General features: G+C 43.9%; 19 protein-coding genes and 1 pseudogene. 6 read left to right on the top strand and 14 right to left on the bottom strand.

Going from position 1 to position 23,155, the window contains the following annotated elements:
- Positions 1-49: 49 nt before the first annotated feature.
- Both LEP1GSC050_RS00400 and LEP1GSC050_RS00405 read left to right on the top strand, forming a co-directional pair.
- Positions 50-409, top strand: coding sequence for a sulfite exporter TauE/SafE family protein (locus tag LEP1GSC050_RS00400; RefSeq protein ID WP_010569091.1), 360 nt, complete (start codon positions 50-52; stop codon positions 407-409).
- A gap of 283 nt (positions 410-692) precedes the next feature.
- Positions 693-1,076 (top strand): DUF302 domain-containing protein, encoded by a 384-nt coding sequence (locus tag LEP1GSC050_RS00405; RefSeq protein ID WP_010569092.1) that lies wholly within the window; start codon positions 693-695, stop codon positions 1,074-1,076.
- Positions 1,077-1,340: 264 nt separating this feature from the next.
- On the opposite strand, the gene LEP1GSC050_RS00410 is transcribed toward LEP1GSC050_RS00405, so the two are convergent.
- The 5 genes from LEP1GSC050_RS00410 to LEP1GSC050_RS00425 all read right to left on the bottom strand — a co-directional run bounded on the left by LEP1GSC050_RS00410 (position 1,341) and on the right by LEP1GSC050_RS00425 (position 5,031).
- Positions 1,341-2,222: a c-type cytochrome gene (locus LEP1GSC050_RS00410; RefSeq protein ID WP_010569093.1), complete on the bottom strand. Its 882-nt coding sequence runs from the start codon at positions 2,220-2,222 to the stop codon at positions 1,341-1,343.
- On the bottom strand, positions 2,219-2,812 hold the full coding sequence (locus LEP1GSC050_RS00415) for a TetR/AcrR family transcriptional regulator (protein ID WP_010569094.1): 594 nt from the start codon (positions 2,810-2,812) through the stop codon (positions 2,219-2,221). Before LEP1GSC050_RS00415 ends, LEP1GSC050_RS00410 begins: the two co-directional genes overlap by 4 nt.
- A complete protein-coding gene (locus tag LEP1GSC050_RS00420; RefSeq protein WP_156895918.1) occupies positions 2,802-3,056 on the bottom strand; it encodes a hypothetical protein in 255 nt (84 codons plus the stop codon). The genes LEP1GSC050_RS00415 and LEP1GSC050_RS00420 overlap by 11 nt, the downstream gene beginning before the upstream one ends.
- Positions 3,053-3,145 carry an FAD-dependent monooxygenase gene (locus LEP1GSC050_RS21260; RefSeq protein WP_156895919.1) on the bottom strand — a complete coding sequence of 31 codons (93 nt, stop codon included), beginning with the start codon at positions 3,143-3,145 and terminating at the stop codon, positions 3,053-3,055. Before LEP1GSC050_RS21260 ends, LEP1GSC050_RS00420 begins: the two co-directional genes overlap by 4 nt.
- A 197-nt stretch (positions 3,146-3,342) precedes the next feature.
- Complete coding sequence (locus tag LEP1GSC050_RS00425) at positions 3,343-5,031, bottom strand: putative bifunctional diguanylate cyclase/phosphodiesterase (RefSeq protein ID WP_010569096.1); 1,689 nt, start codon at positions 5,029-5,031, stop codon at positions 3,343-3,345.
- 997 nt (positions 5,032-6,028) lie between these two features.
- On the opposite strand from LEP1GSC050_RS00425, the gene LEP1GSC050_RS00435 reads away from it, so the two are divergent.
- A complete protein-coding gene (locus LEP1GSC050_RS00435) occupies positions 6,029-7,174 on the top strand; it encodes an alkane 1-monooxygenase (RefSeq protein ID WP_010569098.1) in 1,146 nt (381 codons plus the stop codon).
- Positions 7,175-7,300: 126 nt separating this feature from the next.
- On the opposite strand, the gene pepN is transcribed toward LEP1GSC050_RS00435, so the two are convergent.
- The 3 genes from pepN to LEP1GSC050_RS00450 form a co-directional block, all read right to left on the bottom strand.
- Positions 7,301-9,829 (bottom strand): aminopeptidase N, encoded by a 2,529-nt coding sequence (gene pepN, locus LEP1GSC050_RS00440; protein WP_010569099.1) that lies wholly within the window; start codon positions 9,827-9,829, stop codon positions 7,301-7,303.
- A 64-nt stretch (positions 9,830-9,893) separates the two neighbouring features.
- A complete protein-coding gene (locus tag LEP1GSC050_RS00445; RefSeq protein WP_020986953.1) occupies positions 9,894-11,153 on the bottom strand; it encodes an MFS transporter in 1,260 nt (419 codons plus the stop codon).
- A gap of 13 nt (positions 11,154-11,166) precedes the next feature.
- Positions 11,167-11,748, bottom strand: a complete 582-nt coding sequence (locus tag LEP1GSC050_RS00450; protein ID WP_020987042.1) for an NUDIX hydrolase — start codon at positions 11,746-11,748, stop codon at positions 11,167-11,169.
- A 106-nt stretch (positions 11,749-11,854) separates the two neighbouring features.
- Between LEP1GSC050_RS00450 and LEP1GSC050_RS00455 the strand changes: the two genes are divergently transcribed.
- From LEP1GSC050_RS00455 to LEP1GSC050_RS00465, 3 genes are all read left to right on the top strand, one after another.
- Entirely contained in the window at positions 11,855-13,870 is a 2,016-nt protein-coding gene (locus LEP1GSC050_RS00455) for an ATP-dependent helicase (protein WP_010569102.1), read from the top strand.
- Between the two features lie 4 nt (positions 13,871-13,874).
- Entirely contained in the window at positions 13,875-14,519 is a 645-nt protein-coding gene (locus LEP1GSC050_RS00460; protein ID WP_010569103.1) for a tetratricopeptide repeat protein, read from the top strand.
- A gap of 125 nt (positions 14,520-14,644) precedes the next feature.
- Positions 14,645-16,783 (top strand): LIC_12586 family protein, encoded by a 2,139-nt coding sequence (locus LEP1GSC050_RS00465; protein WP_020986940.1) that lies wholly within the window; start codon positions 14,645-14,647, stop codon positions 16,781-16,783.
- A gap of 36 nt (positions 16,784-16,819) precedes the next feature.
- On the opposite strand, the gene lpxB is transcribed toward LEP1GSC050_RS00465, so the two are convergent.
- The 6 genes and pseudogenes from lpxB to sucD form a co-directional block, all read right to left on the bottom strand.
- Complete coding sequence (gene lpxB, locus LEP1GSC050_RS00470) at positions 16,820-18,097, bottom strand: lipid-A-disaccharide synthase (RefSeq protein WP_010569105.1); 1,278 nt, start codon at positions 18,095-18,097, stop codon at positions 16,820-16,822.
- Positions 18,045-18,899 carry an LpxI family protein gene (locus LEP1GSC050_RS00475; protein WP_020986900.1) on the bottom strand — a complete coding sequence of 285 codons (855 nt, stop codon included), beginning with the start codon at positions 18,897-18,899 and terminating at the stop codon, positions 18,045-18,047. The genes lpxB and LEP1GSC050_RS00475 overlap by 53 nt, the downstream gene beginning before the upstream one ends.
- A gap of 2 nt (positions 18,900-18,901) precedes the next feature.
- The gene (locus tag LEP1GSC050_RS00480) at positions 18,902-19,147 is read right to left on the bottom strand and encodes an FmdB family zinc ribbon protein (protein WP_010569106.1); all 246 of its coding nucleotides are present in this window, start codon (positions 19,145-19,147) and stop codon (positions 18,902-18,904) included.
- Between the two features lie 34 nt (positions 19,148-19,181).
- Entirely contained in the window at positions 19,182-20,615 is a 1,434-nt protein-coding gene (locus LEP1GSC050_RS00485) for an SH3 domain-containing protein (RefSeq protein WP_010569107.1), read from the bottom strand.
- Positions 20,616-20,636: 21 nt separating this feature from the next.
- Positions 20,637-22,127 (bottom strand): annotated as a pseudogene (locus LEP1GSC050_RS00490) (TolC family protein); the annotation flags it as partial.
- 133 nt (positions 22,128-22,260) lie between these two features.
- Positions 22,261-23,145 (bottom strand): succinate--CoA ligase subunit alpha, encoded by an 885-nt coding sequence (gene sucD, locus LEP1GSC050_RS00495; protein ID WP_010569109.1) that lies wholly within the window; start codon positions 23,143-23,145, stop codon positions 22,261-22,263.
- Between the last annotated feature and the right edge of the window lie 10 nt (positions 23,146-23,155).

The following is a 23,155-nucleotide window of genomic DNA, read 5'->3' on the forward strand; positions in this document are numbered from 1 at the left end:
CAGGATTTGACTCGCTGAAAAATTCGAAAGGAAACGGAGAGGGAAGTGCATGAAATTCATTTTGATTTTTATAATCGGATCAATGGCCGGGCTTTTAGGCGGATTAGTAGGTATCGGCGGTGGAATTTTAATCGTTCCGGCTTTGGTCTGGAGTTTGGGTTTTACCCAGAAATCGGCGCAAGGCACGACTTTAGCCGCCATGATACCGCCGATCGGAATTGCAGCCACGTACGTGTATTATAAAGCCGGCGATGTGGATATGATTGCTGCCTTCTGGATCGCCCTCGGTTTTATAGCAGGAGGATATTTCGGCGCGAACATTGCCGAAAGTATAAGTTCCCAACTCCTCGAAAGGGTTTTTGGCGGTTGTATGATCGTCATCGGAATCTATATGATTTATAGAAGTTGAATATAGTAATTCGGATAAAGTACACGGGTAAGGATGGAGGGGCTTTGGCTTTTGGAATGATAAATATTCTAAGAGCGGCTATTATTGTATAAGAACTTCTCGATCGATTTCAAACGAATCGGGAACTTCTTCGGCCGGAGCGTGTAAAGAGTAAATCGAAAGAATGAGAAAATCATAAAGGATTAGCTCCCGTTGGCAAAATCACCGTTCTAAAGCTTCGAATTTTTAGGCGCCGATTTTCAAGCAGTCGACTCATTCTTTCGTATAATAAAAGGAGATTGTAATGAAGTATATCGTAGAAACCGGTAAGTCCGTTCAAAAGGCATCTGAAGATTTGCAGGAGGCAGTGACAAAAATGAAATACGGAGTTTTACATATTCATAATCTAAAAGAAACTATGAGGAAAAAAGGAGTAGAGTTTCCGAATGAATGCCAAATATTCGAAATTTGCAATCCTCAGAAAGCTAATGAAGTATTAAAGGAAGATATGGAAATGAACTTGGTGCTTCCTTGCAGAGTCTCGGTTTATTCGGAAAAAGGAAAAACAAGGATCGGAATGATCAAACCGACCGCTCTTTTGGGGATCTTATCAAGTTCTTCGCGTCTCGCAGAAGTCGCTAAGGAAGTCGAAGCTGATTTGATTAGAATAATCGATTCCTCGAAGTAATTTTTCAGTTTCTTCCGTGAAAAGAAGGATAAAGGGGATCTCTAAATTCAGTCGTATCCGATCAAATCATCGGCAGCGGCAGGGATGCGCAGGGCGTAAGTCCGAACGCGTTTAGTTTTAATATTCTGCCGCGTTCGATATTCGTTCGGATGAGCGGGGCTCCGCGAACCCGGAGCAGCCCGGCACCGGAGGGGAGCCGCCCGGTTTTTTTAAGATACTTTAGAATAGGATAAAATATCTTTCATTCGAGAAATGTGCAATCGGCTATAGTTTTTTCCCTTCTTTCGGAGTCGTTTTTAAGTATAACCAGAGCGCTTGCAGCTCGATATCGCTCATATGTGCGAAGTTTTCCCAAGGCATCGGAGCTTTCATGATCGAACCATCCGGCCTTTTACCCGTTCTGATCGCTGAAATAAATTGGCGTTCATTCCATTTACTTAATGCTTCGCCGGTAATACTCTGGGCGGGCGGCCATTCGGGCGGTGCGCCGGGAATCGGACCTCCTGAAAGGTTCGAACCGTGGCAACCTGTGCAGGACTCGGAGATATAATGTCCGAATTCGATCGTAATTGTCGGCTGGATCCGCTTGGGAGGTTTGTTTTGGTCGGATATCTGTTCGGCGCTCGCCAACAAAGGAAGTTTGCCGAAAACGAATAGAAGTCTTCCGACGGGCCCTACGCTTTGCGGTATGGAAGGTTGATCCATCTTTGGTCGGCTTTTGATAAAGGAAATGATACGCGCAGTGTCTTCGTCGCTTAATCCTTGATAATCAGTGGCAGGCATAAAAATCAAGGATCGGCCGTCTGTTCCGATTCCTCTTCGAATCGCGCGCGCGATTCCGAATGCGTTCGTTTCTAGAGTAAGATTAGATCCTGCGAATCGTCCGATCGCCGGATCTTCCGCGAAGACTTTACCAGCCAGATTATCTCCGTGGCAATCTACACAACCGCGGGAAATATAGAGTCGTTTACCTTCTTCGATACTTGCCGGATCGGTAGGGAGCGAGAATTGTTCGGTACCTGTAGTAGCAGGATATCTTTTTTGCAATCGGCTGGAGCTGATTCCAAATATAATTCCGAACGCGATTAGTAAGATCGCCAATAGTCCGGCTATGATTATGCCGATCGCTTTTCCAATTTTCTTCATTTTTTTCTCCTTTTAGATGAATGTTCGTTTTCTCTGATTATGATTCCGTCTAGAAAAATCTGAGTAATTTTCTCTAGCCCGAAATCGAAGGAATAATTATGCGAAATGAGATATTCCGGGATCAGCAAAGTGTTAATCGAAGCAAGCAGCATATCGATTGCGAAAGGTACATCCAGATCGGAGTTAATTTCTTTTCTTTCCTGAGCTTCCTTTAACAAGCCGATCAGACTTCTGATATTCGCAGTTCGAAACTCCACCATCTGTGCGAATATATCCTCTCTTTCTCTTTGCAGATCCACCATCAAGCTAGGAGAAACTTTAGAAAGTTCCTGTGCGACTTGGGTAAGAATTTGCCTGAATCGATGGAGAGGAGGGAGTTCCTTCTGGGATAGAACGAGGATGAATTTTGTGCGAACTTGCATTTTAAAATGTTCAAGCGTCGCGGTCACTAATTCGTCTTTGGAAGGGAAGTAGCGATATAACGTTCGTTTACTGATGCCTGCAGCCTGCGCGATTTCATCTGTATTTACCTTATGGAACCCTCGGGCTAAGAACAGGGCCAAGCTGCTTTCTATAATTTTATGATTCATGTAAAACGGAGAAATATCGATTTAACAGATCGATCGAAATAGTTTCGGACGAAAAAGAAACATATTGATCAGGACGAACCAATATCATTCCACTTTTCATTCCCGTAACGGCGCATAAATCCAGCTCGACTTCAGGATTGAAATGATGAACTTTCACGGGAATCTCTTCGGATGAAAAATCGAATTCCGGCAAATTCCGCTTTAGAAGTATCAAATGGAACTTTTTGGAATCCATCTCATTCAAAGTGAAATTCCCCGATCGGCTAATTGGCAAGCAGCCATTAAGCCGGTCGGCCCGGAGCCGCAGATTAACACGTCGGTGGTTTCTTCCATGTCATAAAGGTAGGTAAACTAAAAATATGTCAATTAGTTTACCTAAAACAATTTCTTTGACGGAACTAACTCTGGAACATCAATTTCTAGAAAAGGGTCTTTTTCCTTCGTTTCATTGCTTGAACCCGAGCCGAACGAAATTTGAAGGGATCCAAAACTTAATCGGAACACTTTCCTCGTGAATGGACTCGCGTTCCTTATCTTTTATGAGTGAATTCGATGAGGTCTTGAAACGAAATAGGTCGGCTAAAATAAAAGCCCTGTACTTCATCACAACCTAGATCGCGGATTTTTCTGAGCTGGTCCTCGGTTTCGATTCCCTCGGCGGTAATTCTAAGTCCGAGACTTTTACCCAATGCAACGATGGTTCGGGAAATTGCAAGGGAGTTGGAATCGACTAAGATCCTACGCACGAATGATTGGTCTATTTTTAAGGTGCGTAACGGAAGTCGGCTCAAATAGGCGAGATTCGAGTAACCGGTTCCGAAATCGTCTAAGGAGAGTGCGATTCCCCAGGAATGGAGTTCGGCTAGAATTTCTAGTGCGGAGGTCATGTTTGTTATCAAACTAGATTCAGTAATCTCTAATTCGATATCTCCGACTTCGATCTCGTATTTTTCGACCGAGCGCAGAATTTTTTTGGGGATCTGAGAATCTTCCAGCTGCTTTGCGGAAAGATTAATCGAAATACGAATAGGAGAAAGGTTTGCCTTTTTCCATTTTGCCAAATCCTCCAGCGCCTTTTCCAAGACGAATTCGCCGATCTCCATAATAAAACCCGATTCCTCCGCTATCGGAATAAAAACGGCCGGGGAAACGATTCCAAGATCCGGATGCTGCCAGCGAACCAACGCTTCGGCGGATACCGTTTTACCCGTTTGTAAATCGATACGCGGTTGGTAATTCAGAAACAATTCCTCTTTGGCTATGGATTGTGCCAGGTCCTTTTCCATTAAGTATTTCTCTTTCATACGAATTTTCCATTCGGATGAATATGATTGCACTTTTGAAAAGCCGGATTGCTTCGCCTGGTTTAATGCGGTTTCCGATTTTAATAGAAGTTGATCGGAAGATTTTCCGTCAAAAGGGTATACTGCGATTCCTGCCTTGATTTCGGAGGAAATACTCCGGCTGACGACTTGAATCGAGGACGAAGCCGCTTCTTGAATTTTCTTAGCCCATTCTTCCGCATCGGATAAAACTTTCGAGTCAGGGAGAACAGGAAAAAAAGAAAATTCCCCGTCTCCCGTGCGAGCAAATACGGTTTCTTGTCCGAGTAGGACTTCCAGCTTTTGAGATAATCCGCGCAGATACAAATCTCCCACATGCAGACCGTAATTGAATCGTATCTCTTTGATTCGGGTAACCTCTAGAGAAAGAATCGGAATGCTTAGCGCATTGTCCTTTTCGGAAAGCTCCCGTAAAGCGATCGAGAATCTTTCTAGGAAGTGTGTCCTATTGGGAAGACCGGTTAATCCGTCGTAATTTACCAAATAATGTACAAGTTCGTCTAATTTTCTGACCGTGCTCGCAGTATCTCTCATTAGAATTCCGACTTCGTCGTGAAATTCCGTCGGTAAATCGGGTAGAATCTTTTCCGATTTATATCTGTGCAAGGATTTGGAGGTATGAACGACCGGAGCTAAAAGTTTATGTAATCCGAATAATGTAACGAACGTACCGATAGACGTCGAAAGCAACGCGAGGAAAATAACCTGAGTCGTGTTTTCGGAATCGGTCCTTGCAAAGATCGCGAAGAAGAAAAGAAGGGAACTGAGCGGAATTAGCGCGCCTAAAAAGGCGACTGTCATGATCTTACGAGCATAAGATTTTAAAAATGGGATTTTATTTAAGGATGAATAAAGATTAAAATCTTTGTGATGCACGAAGACCTCGAATAACCAGAAAACTATTTTTGATTTTCAGCTTGGCTTTGGATCTTGTGTTTCTTTTCGTTTCTGAAAGTCTGAGATAGACCTTCAAGTCATCGTTTCTGCCTAGGGTACTTTCACAAGATAAAAAATCTATTCCCCATACCGCTTTAGGCGTAATCTAAACGTTCTAGGATAAAGGATGGATAGAAAGTTTCTCTTGATCTTCGGTGATGTTGATTCGCACGATTCCTGATTCTGATCTAGGCTTCGTTTCATTCGGATTGATTTCGATTTTGAGCGGGATCGATCCGATTTTTCAAATTTTCTCCTTCGTTAATCCGGACGCAAATTCGGAAATTTCTTTTTGTAGGTGTTAGGTGTCGGAAGACAGAAGTTGCGCGGGCGGCCCCCTCACTTCGTTCGCGGTCACGCTGCTTCGGGCTTCGCGTTCGCTACGGTCTCAGCGACTCTTTTCCCCTTGCGATAATCCGTTATCCGCAAACGCTGCGACTGCTTCGCACCCTGCACATCGTTGCCGCTAGCAGAGGGCCGAAGCCGGAAGCCGCTCGAAGTTGGAAAAGGCGGCAGGGTCGGAGGAAAATCCACCGTTAACATAAGAATCTTTCTTAATAACGTGGAAACCCCGCTCATCAACGATCTGTCCTCAATCCTCTGCATAGGAGGTCCAACAGATTTCATTTTTGAAAAACTCTTTGCTGGGGGAATAATTTTGTAGCATGGAATTTTCTGCCGTTTCTGTTCTATCTCCTTACCTCCAACTCCTAACTGCCACTATGACTGAGTTTTTTTAAAATTCGGTCCTGGACAGAGAGTATTACTAACAATCGTTAGAAAAAAATGAAAAACTGGGGCAATTTTAGATTTTTTTCTTGAACTCTTTCTTGCTTTAATATATACATAGATATATATCAATCGTTCGAAATAAAATAAAACGGAAGCTCAGGCCAACGGAATTCGTTTCGAATCACGAAAAAAGGGAGAGAGAGCAATGAGCAACTGGAAGAGATTAGCGTTCCTGGTCGCGTTCATCGTACCCGTTTTAGCGGTAGCGGGTTATTATTTAGGAGGAGGATTTAACTTCCTCACGTTCGCAGTCGTTTTCGGTGTTTTGCCGATTTTGGATGTTCTGGTGGGTTCGGATCCTTCTAACCCGGATGAGGCGGATGTCGGCGGATTGCAGCAGGAATTTTATTTTCGATTTTTGACGTATGTGTGGGCCTGGATTCAGTTTGCTTTAGTGCTATGGTCGCTGTGGGAAGTCCAAACTCATACGTTGACTTGGTTAGAGTCGGTCGGTTTTGTTTTGGCGATCGGAATCAATACCGGAGGAATCGGAATAACGGTGGCTCACGAGTTAGGACATAGAAATACCAAAATAGAGCAGTGGTATTCTAAATTCATTCTGATGACCGTCTGCTACATGCATTTCTTTATCGAGCATAATAGAGGACATCATATCAACGTATCGACCGATGGAGATCCTGCTACCAGTAAAAAAGGGGAATCTTTCTATTCCTTCTATCCGAGGACGTTGAAAGGAAGTCTGACGGACGCTTGGCACCTTGAAAAGAAACGGTTGGAAAAGAAAGGACGATCGGTTTGGACTCTGGAAAACGAGATGATTACTTCCATAATAGTTCCGGTATCGTTTATCGGAATCGTGCTCGGAGTATTTTATGCCATCACCGGAAATTTAAAATGGGAGGTTCCGGTCTTTTTCTTAGTTCAAAGCTGGATCGCTTTTTCGCTTTTGGAACTCGTGAATTACATAGAGCATTACGGTCTGAAACGCTTGGAAGTATCTCCAGGTAAATTCGAAAAGGTTCTTCCGATTCATTCCTGGAATCAAAACTTCGCGGTATCGAACGCCTTTTTATTCCATCTTCAAAGACACTCGGATCACCATGCAAACGCTGGTCGTCGTTACCAAAGTCTTAGACATTTTGAAGAAAGTCCCCAACTTCCGTACGGTTATACGGTCATGATTCTGATCGCCTTAGTTCCGAGTTTATGGTACAGGATGATGGATTGGAGATTGGAGAATTGGAAACAAAAATACTACGGTTCTGCGGACGGTGATAAACGAAGAAAAGATAGCGACGCTATGCAAAAAGGAAAGGTCGCGGTAGTTTAAAACTAGTTTCCGCAAAAAAACGAAGAACGCTTCTCTAAAAGAAATTACTTATAGTAGAGCGCTCTTCGCTTTCCTCGTCTCTTTTATTCCTCTTAATTCCCCGCAGCGAAGGGCTCGAACTGCCGTTTACTTCTTATATTTTTCCAAAATCCTTAAGGTTCGAACCAAATCATCCCGTTGCTGCTGCAAATCTTTCCGCAATAGCTTGGGAAGGTTCGGGTGATTCTTAAGAAAATCCTGAGTTTTCTGAAGAAGTGCGCGATCGGGCTCGAAGGATGGAAACAGCATATGACCGAAGGCTCCCGAAAAATGCGGGTCTCTTTTTTCATAAATCGGGATGACTGAATCGAAGTATTCGTTCACGAACGGGATTAATATTTCCTTCTGATGATCCCACTGAAATCCTCGCATTCCAAAACGTAGAAAGTCGGAGGAATCTTCTTCTTTCGGTGTTTTAAATCGATCCCACGCTTCCTTTTTGATTTCCGGATCCGGAAAGGAAATGCGAGCTAGAAAGGCTTTCTTGGCACCTAGATCGGAGCCGTCTTTTTGTTCTTCTTGCAATAGTAGATTTAATGCCTCGGAATCTCCGAAGGCGCTGAGTCGGGCGAGAATTCCCCATCTTCGTTCCTGGTCGATCGGTAATCCGAAAATCGATTCTTTGCCTTGTAATAGAAGCTTTAAGTATGCAAGTTGGTTTTGCGTACGGGATGTACTTTCCAAAATTCTAAACCACAGTATCTGTTCCTGCTCTACATTCGTCTTTTTTGCAAGTTGCATTTTTGCGATTACGTTCAGTTTTTCGGACCAAGCTTCCCGCTCCGTTTGCGAAAGATAATTGGAAATCGTCGTCAGCGCTTTGGTCAGTATATGGCTGTTTCGAACGGATAAATCCGGTTCCTTCATGCCTTGGTCAAAGACCAGTTCTAGGAAGTCTCGTGGGGAGAGTTCGGCGTCACGCACCATTTGCCATAGACTTCCCCAAACGATTCGTCGAGAGAAACGATCCGAAAGGGTATCCAAACGTTTTTTTATAAGCGAAATCGATTCCGCGGGAAGATATGTTTTTGCATACGCATAATCTTCGGTGTTCAGGAGCAAAAGATCGGTTGCCGCAGGTTGTAAGCTTTCTTCTAAAAGAGTCTCTTCTCCTTTGATCAGCACTCTCTTTCTTTCAATTTGGACAAACTGACCGTCGGTTTCCCGATACAATGTCGCTTGCAAAGCGTGGGTCCTATAAAGATTATTTCCATCCGACGGTCTTTGCAGTAGAAATGATTTTTCATTTTTGCGTGCGGGACTTAACGTATTGACTCCGGTGGTTTCCAACCATTCTCGGCTCCAACCTCGAACATCGATCCCGCTTATTTCGGACATGCTTGCTAAAAAGTCTTCGAGTACTGTATTTCCCTCCGCATGGCGTTTGAAATAAAGCCGCATCGCATTTCGAAATTTCTCTTCACCGACGTAGTACATTAACTGCCTTAAAACCGAGGCGCCTTTGGAATAAGAGATTCCGTCAAAATTGCTGATCGCTTCCAAGGTATTCTCCGCTTTCCCGGCGATCGGATGGGTCGTAGAAAGTTGATCCTCCCGATAAGCCCATTCTTCCCGAACGTAGAAGTGTTCCAACGCATCTGAAAATAGTTTTCCCTTGGACATCGAGTAATACGAAAGATAATCGGCAAAACTTTCGTTCAGCCAGAGGTCGTTCCACCATCTCATCGTCACAAGATTTCCGAACCACATGTGAACCATTTCATGGTAAATCGTATTAGCTCGATTTAGATATTCCGAATATATTCTAGGACCTCTAAATATGTAACTTTCAGAAAACGTTACCGCGCCGACGTTTTCCATCGCGCCCATATTGAATTCCGGAACAAAGATTTGATCGTATTTTCCGTACGGATACGGAATCCCGAAGTAATCTTGTAAAAAGCCGAAAGCTTCCTTAGTAATCGCAAAAATATTCGGTGCGTCCATAAATTTTGCGAGAGATTTTCGGCAAAACAATCGCAGCGGAATATTTCCGGCCTTATCTTCCCAGACCGCATAAGGACCTACGATTAATGCGAATAGATATGTGGAAAACTTTTTAGTCGCGTTAAACCGAATCCTCTTTCTGTCGTTCGGCAATAACTCTTCCGAAATAGGAAGAGTATTATGAATATAAGTCCATTGAATCGGACCGGTGACTTCCAGATCGTAAACCGCTTTTAGATCGGGTTGATCGAAAGAAGGAAACAGTCGATGGGCTTCGAACGGTTCAAAGTCCGTATGCATATATTCGGCGGAATCCGCCGGATCTTTGAATTTATGGAATCCCGAACCCGTATGATCGAACGTATTTTTATATTTGACTCGTAGTTCGTTCTTTCCCGCTAAGAGTAGCTCCGCCGGAAACTGAAGACTGGATTCCTTTTTCTCATAATTGGTTTCTTCTTTGCCGTTCAGCCAAAGAATTTCTATCTTTTTGGAAACGAAGTCGACTTTGAGTTGTCCTTTCTTTCCTCCGGAATAAACGAATCGTAGAGTCGAATCTCCGGAATATTCCTGAGAGCCCGCTTCCAATTCGAGTTTAAGGGAATAAGATACGTCCGAGATTTGGTTGGATCTTAAAAGTGCTTCCTGTTGGGTTAAGATATTATCCATTCGATGAAATTAGACCTCGATCATTCGGTTTAAGCAAGGATTCTTGCGGTTTATGAAGATTGATTTATCCCGTTACGTCTTTCAAGTCCAACTTTCTGAGGCGAGGCGCTACGGTCGCGACAAAGCCTACGGTGACTAGAGTCATCAGTCCTCCGAAAACGACCGAAGGAGCTAACCCCATCCACTTTGCCATCACTCCGGATTCAAACGCGCCTATTTCATTCGAGGAGCCGATAAAGATACTATTTACGGCGGAAACTCGACCTCGCATATGTTCGGGTGTATATAATTGCACGATCGTTTGTCGAATAACCACGCTGACCATATCGAAGGCGCCGCTCGCTATCAAAGCGAACGCTGACAGATAGAAGTTACGAGAAAAGGCGAAAAGAATCATGCTAAGGCCGAATCCGAAAACGCAGGCGAGCAACAGCTTTCCGGAATCTTTTTTAGGCGGCTTGGCGGCTATGAATAACGCACATAAAACCGCTCCGGCTGCAGGAGACATTCTTAATATCCCGTATCCTTCCGGGCCTAACGAAAGAATCTGTTCTGCGAAAGCAGGCAGCAATGCGACGGCACCTCCGAAAAGAACCGCGAATAAATCCAAAGAGATTGCGCCTAGGATAACCTGGTGTCCGAATACGAATTTCCATCCGGAGGCTAAGCTTACTAAGATAGATTCCTTCGGTCCGCTTTCAGGTAGGGGCTTAGATGGAATGAAGATTAAAAGACCAAAGGCAAGAATCATCAAGCTCATGTCCGTAAAGTATGCCAATTCGATTCCACTGAATCCGATCAATAATCCTCCTAAGAAAGGACCGAGTACGGACGAGGCCTGCCAAGCAATACCTCCCCAAGTTGCCGCGTTAGGAAACACTTCCTTCGGGACGAGTTGAGTTTGGAAAGCAGCTACGCTCGGGCTTAAAAATCCTCTCGCGATTCCGGATAGAAAAATTACCGAATAAATCGGGACGCTTCCATAGCTCAGGATGACCCAGGAAAAATACGAGGTCGTGAATGAAAAGAGGAGGATGGAGCATAAAGTCAATAATGCCAGGGAGGAAACGATTACTTTTTTGCGAGGAACACTATCGACCACTAATCCGGAAAAAAAAGCGATGAAGATGGAGGGAATCGCTTCCGTCAATCCGATCAGACCTAAACTTAATGCGTCACCTGTGATCTTGTAGATTTGCCAGAAAACGATCGTGGATTGAAGAATAAAGGATGTAGTGATTAGAAATTTTGCGAGAATGAAGTTTCGAAATTCCGGAATTAGGAGGGACTCGAAGGGAGTTCTAGAAAAGAATTTTTTTTTCATGAAACGATCCGTTTTATTTTTTTAAAGGGTATTTGAGGAAAAACATTCCGAGCGCCGCAACCATCATGCCGTGGTGAAGTATGTTTTGTTCCACGAGTGAAGGAACTCCTTCCAAAGGATATTCGTAGAAGTCTATCTGTTCGCTTTCATCCAAGTCCTGCCCGGCTTCGTGCGGATGAACATTTCGAGCAATATAAGTGTGGCACCAATTATCGAATACGGCCGGATTTCCGGAGACCTTTCCCAGATACTCCCAATCTTCGGAGATATATCCGGTTTCTTCCCGCAATTCGGCCTGCGCAGATTCAAGTAGAGTTTTCTTTTCGGCGATTCCTCCCGGAATTTCCAGGGAATATCGATCTAAACCGTGCCTGTACTGATTGATCAAAAGAATTTTTCCTTCCTCGGTTAGTGCGATAATGTTTACCCAATCCTTCGAGATCAGATGGAAGAAATCCCTTGAGACATTTCCGTCCGGCGATTCAGTATGGCAGGCTACCAAATCGAAGATGGGAGTATGAAACAGAAGTTTTTTTGCGCCTCGTTTCCAGAGGTTTGAGTCGGGGTGATAATCTTCGGGGCGGAATTCTTGCATCGGATTGGCGTTTCTTCCAAGATATTCGCCCCCCTTCTGATTCGCAAACCTTTGCCTGTACGAGGTTGACAAGAAGCGAAAACTCGGAATTATGTCCCATGATTCCATGAAGCTGAACCCCGAACAGGAAAAAGCGGTGCAAACCGTCCAAGGCCCTCTGCTCATTTTTGCCGGAGCAGGATCAGGTAAGACTAGAGTGATATCGAATCGGATTTCCCATATGGTCCAGGACCATCATATTCCGGCTTCGAAAATCGTTGCTCTATCCTTTACGAATAAGAGCGCAAAAGAAATGGCGGAACGCGTCCGGAAGCTTGTTCCCCGCAACTTGCTGAAAGGAATCGTTTTGTCAACATTCCACTCGTTGGGGTTGGGAATTCTAAAAAAGCATATCGAAAAATTAGGTTATAAACAACCGTTCCTTTTGCTAAACCAGGCGGACCAAGAAGGATTGATTACCGGTATGCTAGTCGCTCAAAAAATAGAACCTAAGCGAGCCCAGGTCAGCGAGATTTTAGGAAAGATTTCCAGAGTCAAAAACTCGGGGCCGGAATATCTGGAATTTCTTCGCACTTCGATTAACGAAGGTGATTTAACGGCAGCATCTCTTTTTCAGCAATATCAAGATTCTTTGAAAGAACAGAACTTCATAGACTTTGACGATTTAATTTTATTACCGTCCAGACTCTTGATCAATTTCGAGGAAGTTAGGGAAGAGTATCATAAAAAATTCCAATATTTCATGGTCGACGAGTTTCAAGATACGAACCGGACTCAATACGAATTCTTACGCGCTTTGATGGGAACTTCCGACAATCTTTGCGTAGTCGGGGACGACGATCAATCCATATACGCGTTTCGCGGTTCGGACGTTAGTCTTATTCTAGGTTTCGAAAAGGATTTTCCCACCGCTACCGTGATTCGTCTTCTTGAGAATTATCGATCCACCGATATCATCGTGTCCGCCGCAAACTCCTTGATTCGTCATAACTCTTCCCGTCGAGAGAAGGAACTTTATTCTAGAGTTCCGGGTTCGAGAAAGGTGAAATATGTGGAACGGATCGACGAAAAAGACGAAGCGGAATGGGTAGCGGACAGTATTCGGGAAGAAATCATCAAAGAAGCTCGAAAGGGAAGTCAGATTGCGATTCTGTTCCGAACCAATTTTCAATCCCGGCCTTTCGAAGAGGCATTTAGAAACAGGGACATGCCTTACAAAGTAGTCGGCGGTTATAATTTCTTCGATAGGAAAGAGGTTCGAGATTTAATTTCTTATATTCGTTTGATCGCCAATCAAAAGGATGATGCGTCGCTGTTGCGCATTATTAACTACCCTAAACGTGGGATCGGCCCCGGCTCGATTTCACTCGTGCACGAAAAGGCAGGACATAATAAGGAGTCGTTGTACGAAACCTTATTCCGCGTCTGCGAGTCTCCGGATTTTATTCCGGATTTGAATCGAAAGGTCGCCTCCGAGATCTATAACTTCGTTAATTTGATAGAGAAGGCTAAGAAAAAATTTTCTTCCGCTCCTCGACTCTTTTTCGCCTTGCGTGAGTTAATCGCAGATTTGGCTCTGGAAAAGGAAATCGTTCTGGAGGAGAAAGAGGAAAAAGTTGCTAAAGCAAGAATCTATAATATGTCGGAACTTGTGAATATGTTGGCCTTTTTTGAGGAAAATAACGAATCCGCCGAGAAACCCACCCTTTTTGACTTTATTAACCGACTTGCAATGCTTATGGAAGACGCTCCTACCGACGAGAAAGAGGATAATAGGGTGCAGTTGTTAACCATTCATCAATCCAAGGGACTGGAATTCGAATCAGTGTATGTAGTAGGTTTGGAGGAGGGAATTTTACCGAACGGAAGAATTGCTACTGAAGAAAATGCCGTAGACGAGGAGCGCAGGCTGATGTACGTGGCAATGACTCGAGCCAAAGCTCATTTATGCTTGACAGGGGCCGCAAATCGCCGCAAATTTGGGGAGCAATTGAGTTCGGAGCCTTCTCGGTTCCTAAAAGAGATCACCCCTGACACTCTAGATTGGCTCTCAAACGAGGAAACTAGGCAGCAGGAGACGGATGACTTTCTCCAAGAACTTGAAAAATTGAAAACGGGATGAGAAAATGAATAAATATCTCACGATATTGATACTTGGAAACCTAACCCTCTTTTCCTGCGCAACTGCACAGAGAGATACGGCGGTTTCAGCCAATTTGGAGTCCCAGGTTAGAGCCGAGATAAAAATCATAGATGCCCAACTGCAAACGACCAACTCCGAAGACAAAAAAAGGTCGGAACTTCTTCTTCAAAAATCAAAACTTTTACTGAAAATCGAATCCTTTAAAGAAGCTTCGCTTGTTTTGAAGGAACTCCAAAATTCCAAGGAAGGAAAAAACCTTCTGCATCTGGATCATTATCTAGGTTCAGCGTATTTGGGAATTAACGATTATGGTAATGCGATCGTTCACTTCCGTAAATCTGATAATATTGATCGAGACTTCGAATCGGCTAATCGTAAAAAGATGTGGGCAAAAGCTTATTTCGAAGACGAAAAATACGGTCAGGCTCTAGGAATTCTGGGCCGTGCGGCTCGGGACAAGAATTTTGAGAAAGACTTGTTCTATTACGAAACTGTTGTAGTTAGTTTCTATCGGATTAAGGAATACAAAAGATGCCAGATGGTTCTGGAAGAAGGATTGCAGAAATTTCCAGAGAGCGCCGTATTAAGGGAGACCTCGGAAAAAATCGCGCAACTCCTTCCGCGATAATTCGACTTTCCTTTCCCCTTCCTAAAAACTCTTTCATTGCAAGGGACCGAATCGAAGTTAAGATTCCGGTTCCTATTCTAGTTTATAAATACTCCAGAGTATTTTTCATTCGAGCAAAGCGAACGATGGAACGTCCTTCTTTTCGGAGGATATCCATATTCGCGATTATTTTTTTTCTAGCTCTCGCGGCGGTGAAAGAAGGCGCAGAATGGTATTTTATTCGTCGTGTTTTGGATTTGCGTGCAGTTAAAGAACTTTCTCGGAACTTTATAAACGAAGAATTGGGTAGGGCGGTTGCCCTCGGCGTCGTGGAGTACGAGTTTCCGAATCATGTCTTTATCGAAGATCTAAAGATTTCTAGCGACGAAGACTTTGCAGCCCAACATCTCATATTTAAGGCAAACAAAATCGAATTAGTCTTACGGGGGCTTTGGAAAGGAACTCCTTCTGTCCGCGCTATTCGTATTCGGGACGCGCAAATCTCCCTGGATCTGGAAGATAAAATCTCCGGTGAAATTCTAGGGTATATTCACAAAGTGAATATTCCCGAGATTCGATTGGAAAATACAACCGTGTCGATTTCCAAGGGAGAAAAAAAACTTTTAGAAGAAGTTCAAGGAGTCGATTTTCTGATTCGTAAAGAAGGATCGAAAATCAGCGTCGGAATTTCGGATTCGGTTTTTCCTTGGCCCGGCCTACGTTACGTTAACGGAACATTCATTACGGATATCGGCTCGAAAGGAATGTCCCTTTCATTAGATTTTAGGAATGCTCGAGCGAGTGCGATCGGAGGTTTATATTCCGAATTTTCGCCTTTCTTTCCTCAAAGCGGCAAAATTTCGGGTAAGGCGTTACTCGAAACGGACGGAACCAGCTTGAAAGTAAGCGGGAAAACGGAGTTTTCGGGTGTTACCGGAGAGGTCCTCCAGGATTTACCTCTCCGCGAAGAACCTTGGCTCTGGAAGAATGTAAATCTATACCACGAATGGGCGCGCTCATCCCAAGAGTTAACCTACAAAGAATACCATCGAATTTATGACGGAGACGATTTTTTAGAACTCGCAAGAGACAGAACCGATAAAGGTCTGCGTTCTTGGGATTTAAAATTGGAAGCAGCGGATATAGATCGTCTCAGGGATTTTCTACCTCTTACCGGACAATTAGAATCGTTCGGAGGCGGAGTAAAATTGTTTTGGACAGGTAAGGAAACGGGAAATTTCGGAGATTGGTTGAAATTCGAAAGTAGTTTGATAATAAGAAACTTCCGATGGAAGGATGGAGATTTGGATCTTAAGATCGACGAAGGAAAATTCGAATGGAATCTTGCTGGAATATTCGACGCGAGTTTGAAAGGTTCCCAATTCGGGTTCCCGTTGACGGCAAAAGCAAAAGGAAAGACCGCATTTAAGAAGGCGTTGAAAGGCGACGGTTCCGCGTATTATCCGTTGCTGGGAGAGTATAATCTCGAATTGGATACCGAGTCGCTGGTATTGGAAGATTACTTAACCTGGTATCGAAGTTTAAGACACATGGTTCGAGAAGATGTTCGAACTCGGATGGAAAAATTGATCCCTGAGATCCGTTTTATTCGCACTCCTGTCTTTAAATATTTTTTGGAATTTCCTACCGGAAATCTAAAGGCGCATTCGAAGCAGATTCGCTTGCAAAGAAGTCTTCCTAATATAGGTGAATTATCGCTCAATGTTAAGTTAGTTCCATATCAATCCAGGCTGGAAGGGAAACTTACCGGCGTATCGGATGCGAAAATTAGCTCTTATTTTACGTACGGAAACGAAAGTCCGTACTTCAATTTCGATTTCGAAGCCGTTCAACTTCCTTGGAAAATTCCGGCGTTTCGATTTTGCGGAAAAGATTTAATTTCCGATACCGTCACCGGAAAAGGGAATATCCGATTCTTTGGAAATAATTTCCTGGATTTTTACGATCATTTCAATCTTAGTTTGCAGGAAGTTCGGCTCGAGGGGTTGCGTTGGACGGGAGCCGCCAACTTTCCGTTACCGCTTCAACCTGATTTTGAAATGGAATTCGATTACAGCGACCCGGGCAATCCCCCTCTTCGTAATCTTTCCTGGAAATCGGGAAATTTTAGCGCGACAGCGTCGGTTTATGTGGAACCTTCCGCATTGCGTTATTCGGTCACCGGAAATACCCAATCGGCTTCATCCGATTCGTTTATCCCTGCAGTTTCGACTCCGTTCTTTACGAAGTTTCGAGAAACGAAAGAAGGTTGTATTTTAGAGTGACGCCATTTCGGAATATTAATGATCTCAATGGATCCGTTAATGTTTCTCTTTTAGAAAATGCACGATTGCTTTTGCGGCGTTTCGCGAACTGGGATCGTCTCCTAACGATTGTTTAACGGAGGAGATTTCTTCTATCATCGAATTTCTATATTTCTTATTCTTCAGGATTGCAAGAGCTTCTTCGCGAGCGATTTCCGGAGTACATTCCGCCTGAATCAGCTCTCTCGCAGTTTCCCTTCCCGAAAGAATATTAATTAATCCTATAAACGGAGTTCTTATAAAACGAGAAGCGATTATATAAGTCAGGAAGCTGACTTTATAAAGGATGATCATGGGCTTCTCGAAATAGGCGACTTCTAACGTTGCGGTGCCCGATGCGACCAGAACCAAATCCGCAGCTTCGATGGCACGCAGGGACCGATCGAAAAAATATTCGATATTCAATCCGGGGAGCTGAGTTTGCGCTTGTTCGATGGATTTTTGGATATATTCCTCTTCCCTAATATTGATATTAGGAAGAAGAAATCGAACATGTTTTTTTTCAGCTTCCAAATCCGAATGTAGCAGCTTTGCAGTTTGTATCAGAATTCCTAAAATACGCCTAATCTCTCCGCTTCGAGATCCGGGCATTAACGTTACTATAAACGAAGAATGTGGACGATCTTCTCCCGTTTTCGGAATCGGGGGTTCTTTCTTGATTTTTTCCTTTATCCGTTGGGCGATCGGATGGCCGACAAAAACGCTACGAACATCGTATTTGTCGTATAACTCTTTTTCAAAAGGAAATAGGACAAGCATTAAGTCCACATTTTCCTTTATTGTAAAGATCCGATCGAATTTCCAGGCCCAAAGCTGCGGAGAGACGTAAAAGATTATTTTGATACCGAGTGCCTTTAACCGCTTTGCTAACCGTAAATTGAATCCAGGATAATCGACGAGTACGGCGTGTGTGCAGGAACGCGCTACTGCTTCCTCCACAATTCTTTCCATAAGAGCTTTCAGAAACTTATACTTGAAGAGAACGGCAGTAAAGCCGATCACCGAGAGTTCCTCCATATTTTCAATGGAGTCGAATCCTTCTTCGATCATGCGGGGACCTCCTACACCGAAGTAAGGAGAATCCGGATACGTCTTCTTCAATTCCTTGATGAGTTCTCCTCCGAGTAAATCGCCGGAATGTTCTCCGGCGAGAAAAAGAAATACGGGAGAGGAGCTTTCGGTCCATTCTCGAACGATATGTTTGTTCTTTTCGAGACCTTTCTTAGGCTTTTGGGACGCTTTTTTGGATGCGATTGATTTTCGAGAGGTTACCACGGCCGATACTCAAGATATGTATTTTCAATTTTTCGGCAAGGCGAATAAATTCCGTCGGATCGACCACGATGGTCTCCCCTTCCCGAAGAGAAAGGATACCGCAATTATTATCCTTCATAGTCTTTAGTGTTTCCAGACCCACCGTGGGGAGATCGAATCTATCGTCCTGACTGGGTTTGGAACTTTTGCAGACAACGGCCTTATCTTTCTTTGCGAACGATCCGCCACGCTCAATGGCCTTATCCGTTCCTTCCACCGCTTCCACTGCGAGCACCGATTTGTCGAGGACGATGACGGTTTGACCTATATCCAGATTGGCGATTTTTTCGGCGTATTCCATTCCGAATTCCACATCTGCGAGCTGCTTTTTGTCCAAAGGCTTTTTGGTGTACCGACCTTCCGAGAGAAGCAGCGACTGTAGATACGTTTTCTGAGACAGGATTTTTATTCCTTCTTGTTCGAAATCTTCGGCTATCGTTTTAAAGATGGAGTAATCGTGTTTGTTTACCATCCGAGCCAGGAGGGCGATCGCCTTTAAATCGAAATTTAAGCTTTTAAAAATGATCTCTTTTTTTACTTTCCCTAAAAGTAAAAGGCGGTCGATTTTGTTGGCTTTGCAGGATTTTAAGAGACCGCCTATTTTTGCGATATGAATCGGGACGACTCTATCCGGATAATTTCCCGGCTTAAAATCGGATTCGGCGATGGAAAGAAAAAGCGGATCTTCGCCTGCGGCTAATGCTTCTCTCATTCCGATTTCAGGAAGGTTACCTCCTCCTGCCAAGATTCCTAAGCGTCCCAAGATTATTTCGATGAAGAGTCGGACGGAGTAGAGGAAGTGGAGCCGCTATCGGAAGATGACTTGGGAGCCTTATTATCGGTTACGTAAAACCCGGAGCCTTTGAATATGATTCCGCCGCCGTTCGAAATAAGTCGGTCGACTTCTCCTTTCTTACAAAGAATGCATTCCTTTAAAGGTTCGTCCTTCATCGATTGAAAGAATTCGAAAGTCTGACCGCAGTTTTTGCATCGATATTCGTAAGTAGGCATTTTGTTTTTCTTTCTCCTTTTGCGATCTTTGCTCTTAGAGCTGAAACTTAAATCGAAATGCTGCTAAATTTGAACCCGATCGCTTTTCCGGCTGTAGAAGGCAAAGCTTATATCTTGTTTCCTCTCCGGGCGAAAATTCTTCCTCCGGGCGGATTCCCTGTAATACAATATTTTCCCCGACGAGAAGGGAGGCAAGTGCATTGCTTCCAGATTCAGTCGGCGAAATCGCGAGTTGGAATCGACGCTTGCTCGAAGCGTTTCCGGTAATGTATTTGTTTCTATTGATCGAGACGCTTTCGCTATCAAGGTCGATTTGGAACGCTAAGTTCCAACTTCCAGGCTGTCCTGAATATAATCTAAACAGCGGGACACTATCCTCTCCGCTTAAACTTGCGGTTAGGAATTCCAAGGATCGAAACGGTTCTTCCACTAATCTACAAATCTCTTTATATTTTCCGTTTTGGGAGCGATAGAGTACGATTCCATAATCGCCGTCTAACGCGATCTTTTCGGTCTTAATATAATCTCCGTGAAATCCCGGAGGAGATTGTTCCGGTTCCCAAAATGCGAAGTCCCAGGCTTGGCTTTTCTCCGACTCCGAAAATCCGATCAGCATCGACTCGGCTTTTTCCGACGGAAACGGATCCTCCTCGGTAAAGGAGGAAAAGATCCAACCTACGGCGGGTAATTCCGGAACGAAAACTTGTAGCCAATTCCCTTTTTTGCCGCCGATCGTTTCAGAACGCGGATCCTTATCCAGGACAAAGATGGGAACTCCCTTTTTTAATCTTGTTCGACCCGGATTTTCGGTTCCCGGTCCCGTCCTGAGATTGGTATTTTCTCCCGTATTTTTAAGTCTTCCCCCGAAGAAGGAAGATTCTTCTCGAGTACTTAAAAAACCTAATCTTTCTTCGAGATTTTTTTTATCCGATTCCGAAAGGATAGTTTCCCTCTTTAATGCTTTACGAAGTACTAATGAATATTTCGGACCAAGCGGAATCGGATTGCTTTTGGAGAATTCCTTCAGGAGTTTGAGAAAGGCGGTCTCTTCCTCCCAATCCGAAGCGGTTTCTAAACGGTAGGCGACCGCCTTTTGACGGAGAAAGCTACCGGGAGATAATTGGGAAAGGAAAACATCCTCGAAAACCGGAAAAACGACGCCGTCGCCCGATCCAATATACGGAATTTTATATGCGGAAGAAAAACGGGAAGCTTCCTGAGTCTGTTCGGAAGATTCTAATTTTTTCAATTCCGCATTAAAAGAAACTAATGATTGTGAGGCGTAAAATAAATCGTACGGGGAAGGATCGGTCAATAAGCGAACTGATTTAACGACCTTTTCCCATTTTCCTTTTTTGAAATTTTCGTAGATAGTGTCGGATGGTTTGGGCCAAAATTTCCAGGCCAGAACCACGAATAAAACTAGGATCGCTATTCCGAAAAGTGAAAGGAAAAATCCACGCTTCAAAAGTGAACTTAATCTCCCGCTTTATTCTACGTTTGGAAGCAGTTTATCCACACTCAAATCGAAACGTTCCAAGAGCGTATTCTTTGCGATATAATAGCGCATTAAATCGATATTAAAATTCACCTTTGCCTGAGTTAGGCTAAGTTGGTCTTGAACTAAAGTATCTAAAGCGTTCTTTACCGCCACCGCGTCGGCTCTACCTTGCCGAAAACTACGAAGAACTCCGTTATAATAACTCTGAGTCTCGCGTTCCGTAACGATCGAATTTTTGTATATTCTATAACTTGCTTCTAGAGAATCGATTCTTCCTCGGACATCATCCCGGACCTGATTCTTAATGTCCTGTTCTGCTAGCACGGCCTGACGAACTCCGATTTCGGTATCCCGTCTTCCCGCATACACTCCTTTATCGAATAAAGGATAAGAAAAAGCTAATTTACTTTGGTAATCCTTATATTTAAAAGAACTCACTCCGTCCGCAGGGTCGCTATAATTCTTTTCAGGAGAAGCGAGAGTTTGTGCCTGCGAAGCTGCCGTTCCGGATAATGTCAAGCTGGGGAGCTGGTTATTTTTTGCGTTCTTTAACAGAACCTCGGCGATCTCTTTCTGTTTAATTGCGTTTAAGTAATCCGCTCTTTTTTGGTAAGCGATCACTAAGTCTTTAGCATAATCCGGTTTTTCGGGAATTTCTTCCAATAAATCCGTTTCTTCGGAAAGCTCAGTTCCATCATCCAATTTAAGTTCGCGAGTTAGTTTTCTTTTAGATTCATCTTTTTGAACTATCGCCGTTTCAAGTTGGCTGTCCGCTTGAGCGAGTAGGGAATTCCATTGGTTGACTTCGAAGCCTTCGGACAAGCCTAGGCCTTGCTTGCGCATCGTAAGGTTACGGATGTCTTTTACGTTTTCTTGAAGTTTTCTATACGTTTTTAAGGAATGTAATTTGATCGAATAGTCCCAGAAATCCAAAAGAGAGTCCACGATCGCTTGGGAAATTTGTTGAGAAACTTGATTCTTAGCTATTTGAGTCTGCTTATCTAAAATTTTCTCTTCGTTTCGCCCTTGATAACCGAACGCGTTTTTCAGAAGGTCTTGGCTAAATGTTAAGCGAAGAAAGCCGGTATATAATGGCGGAAGTCCTAAGCCCGAGAAACTTGCGGTAAAAGGGTTGCTTTTATCCTCGAAGGCGTTCGAGTCGAATCGTCTGTTTCCCGCTTCGATCTTGAAATACGTACCGGTCGCCCGAATCGTCTTTTCGATTCCGCCTTTAATCGTATCATCGGAGATCTTGTTACCGGTAAAGACGTTGTTTTGGTTGAAGGGCAATATCGTTTGGTTGAAGCTCCCGTCAGCGACGATTCTCCAGGAATACTTGGATTCAGCTTTTAAATAATCAGAATCCGATTTTACCAACTGATAACGTAGGTTTTGGAGGTTAAAATTACTTTCCAAGGCTCGTTTGACGGTTTCCTCGGTAGTTAATTTGAGTTGCTTCGTGGCTGATTGGGCTTGTAAGCCGAATTGGGACACAACTAGGATTACCCCCCAGGCAAAGGCTTTCATAGCGGGAATGTATGAAAATCGCTTAGATTCTTCCTGGTAGTCGTTCATGATAAACCTCCTATTTGCGCCCCAAATTAGACCGGTTTTAGCCGATCGCCTTCTTCATTTTTTCACCGACTTCGGCGATTGATTGACAGACATGGATACCGGCATCGCTCATTGCTTTCATTTTTGAGGAAGCAGTTCCCATTCCTCCGCTGATTATGGCGCCTGCATGGCCCATTCTCTTACCTGGAGGTGCGGTTTGTCCTGCAATAAAACCTACGACCGGTTTTTTTACATTATGCTTAATGTATTCGGCCGCTTCTTCTTCGGAAGTTCCACCGATTTCGCCGATCATGACGATTCCTTTTGTTTCGGAATCCTCGTTTAAGAGTTTGACCGCTTCAGTATGATTCATTCCAGGAACCGGGTCCCCGCCGATACCGATTACTGTGGATTGTCCCAAATTCTGTTGGCTTAGCTGTGCCACTGATTCATAGGTTAGGGTTCCGGAGCGGGAAACGATCCCGATAGAACCTGCTTGGTGGATAAATCCGGGCATAATACCCATTTTTACATGGTATTTGGGAGAAATAATCCCGGGACAGTTCGGGCCGATCAAGCGCGTTTTAGAGCTTCTGAGGGCGCTGTATACCTTGAGCATATCGTGAGTCGGGATTCCTTCGGTGATGCAAACGACCAAGGGAATTTCATTGAAGATTCCTTCTAGGATTGCGTCCGCCGCAAAAGGGGGTGGAACAAATATGATCGATGCGTTTGCGCCTTCTTTTAGAATTGCGTCTTTCAGGCTATTAAAGACCGGAACTGCCTTACCGACTAGATCCGCTTTTTGTCCGCCTTTTCCCGGTGTTACTCCGCCGATTACGTTGGTTCCGTATTCGATCATTTGCTGAGCGTGAAAAGATCCTTCTTTTCCTGTGATCCCTTGGACTACCACTCTGGTGTTGCTATCTACTAATACTGCCATGTTTGTTTAA

It is taken from the genome of Leptospira broomii serovar Hurstbridge str. 5399, from assembly GCF_000243715.2.
Taxonomy (GTDB): domain Bacteria; phylum Spirochaetota; class Leptospiria; order Leptospirales; family Leptospiraceae; genus Leptospira_B; species Leptospira_B broomii.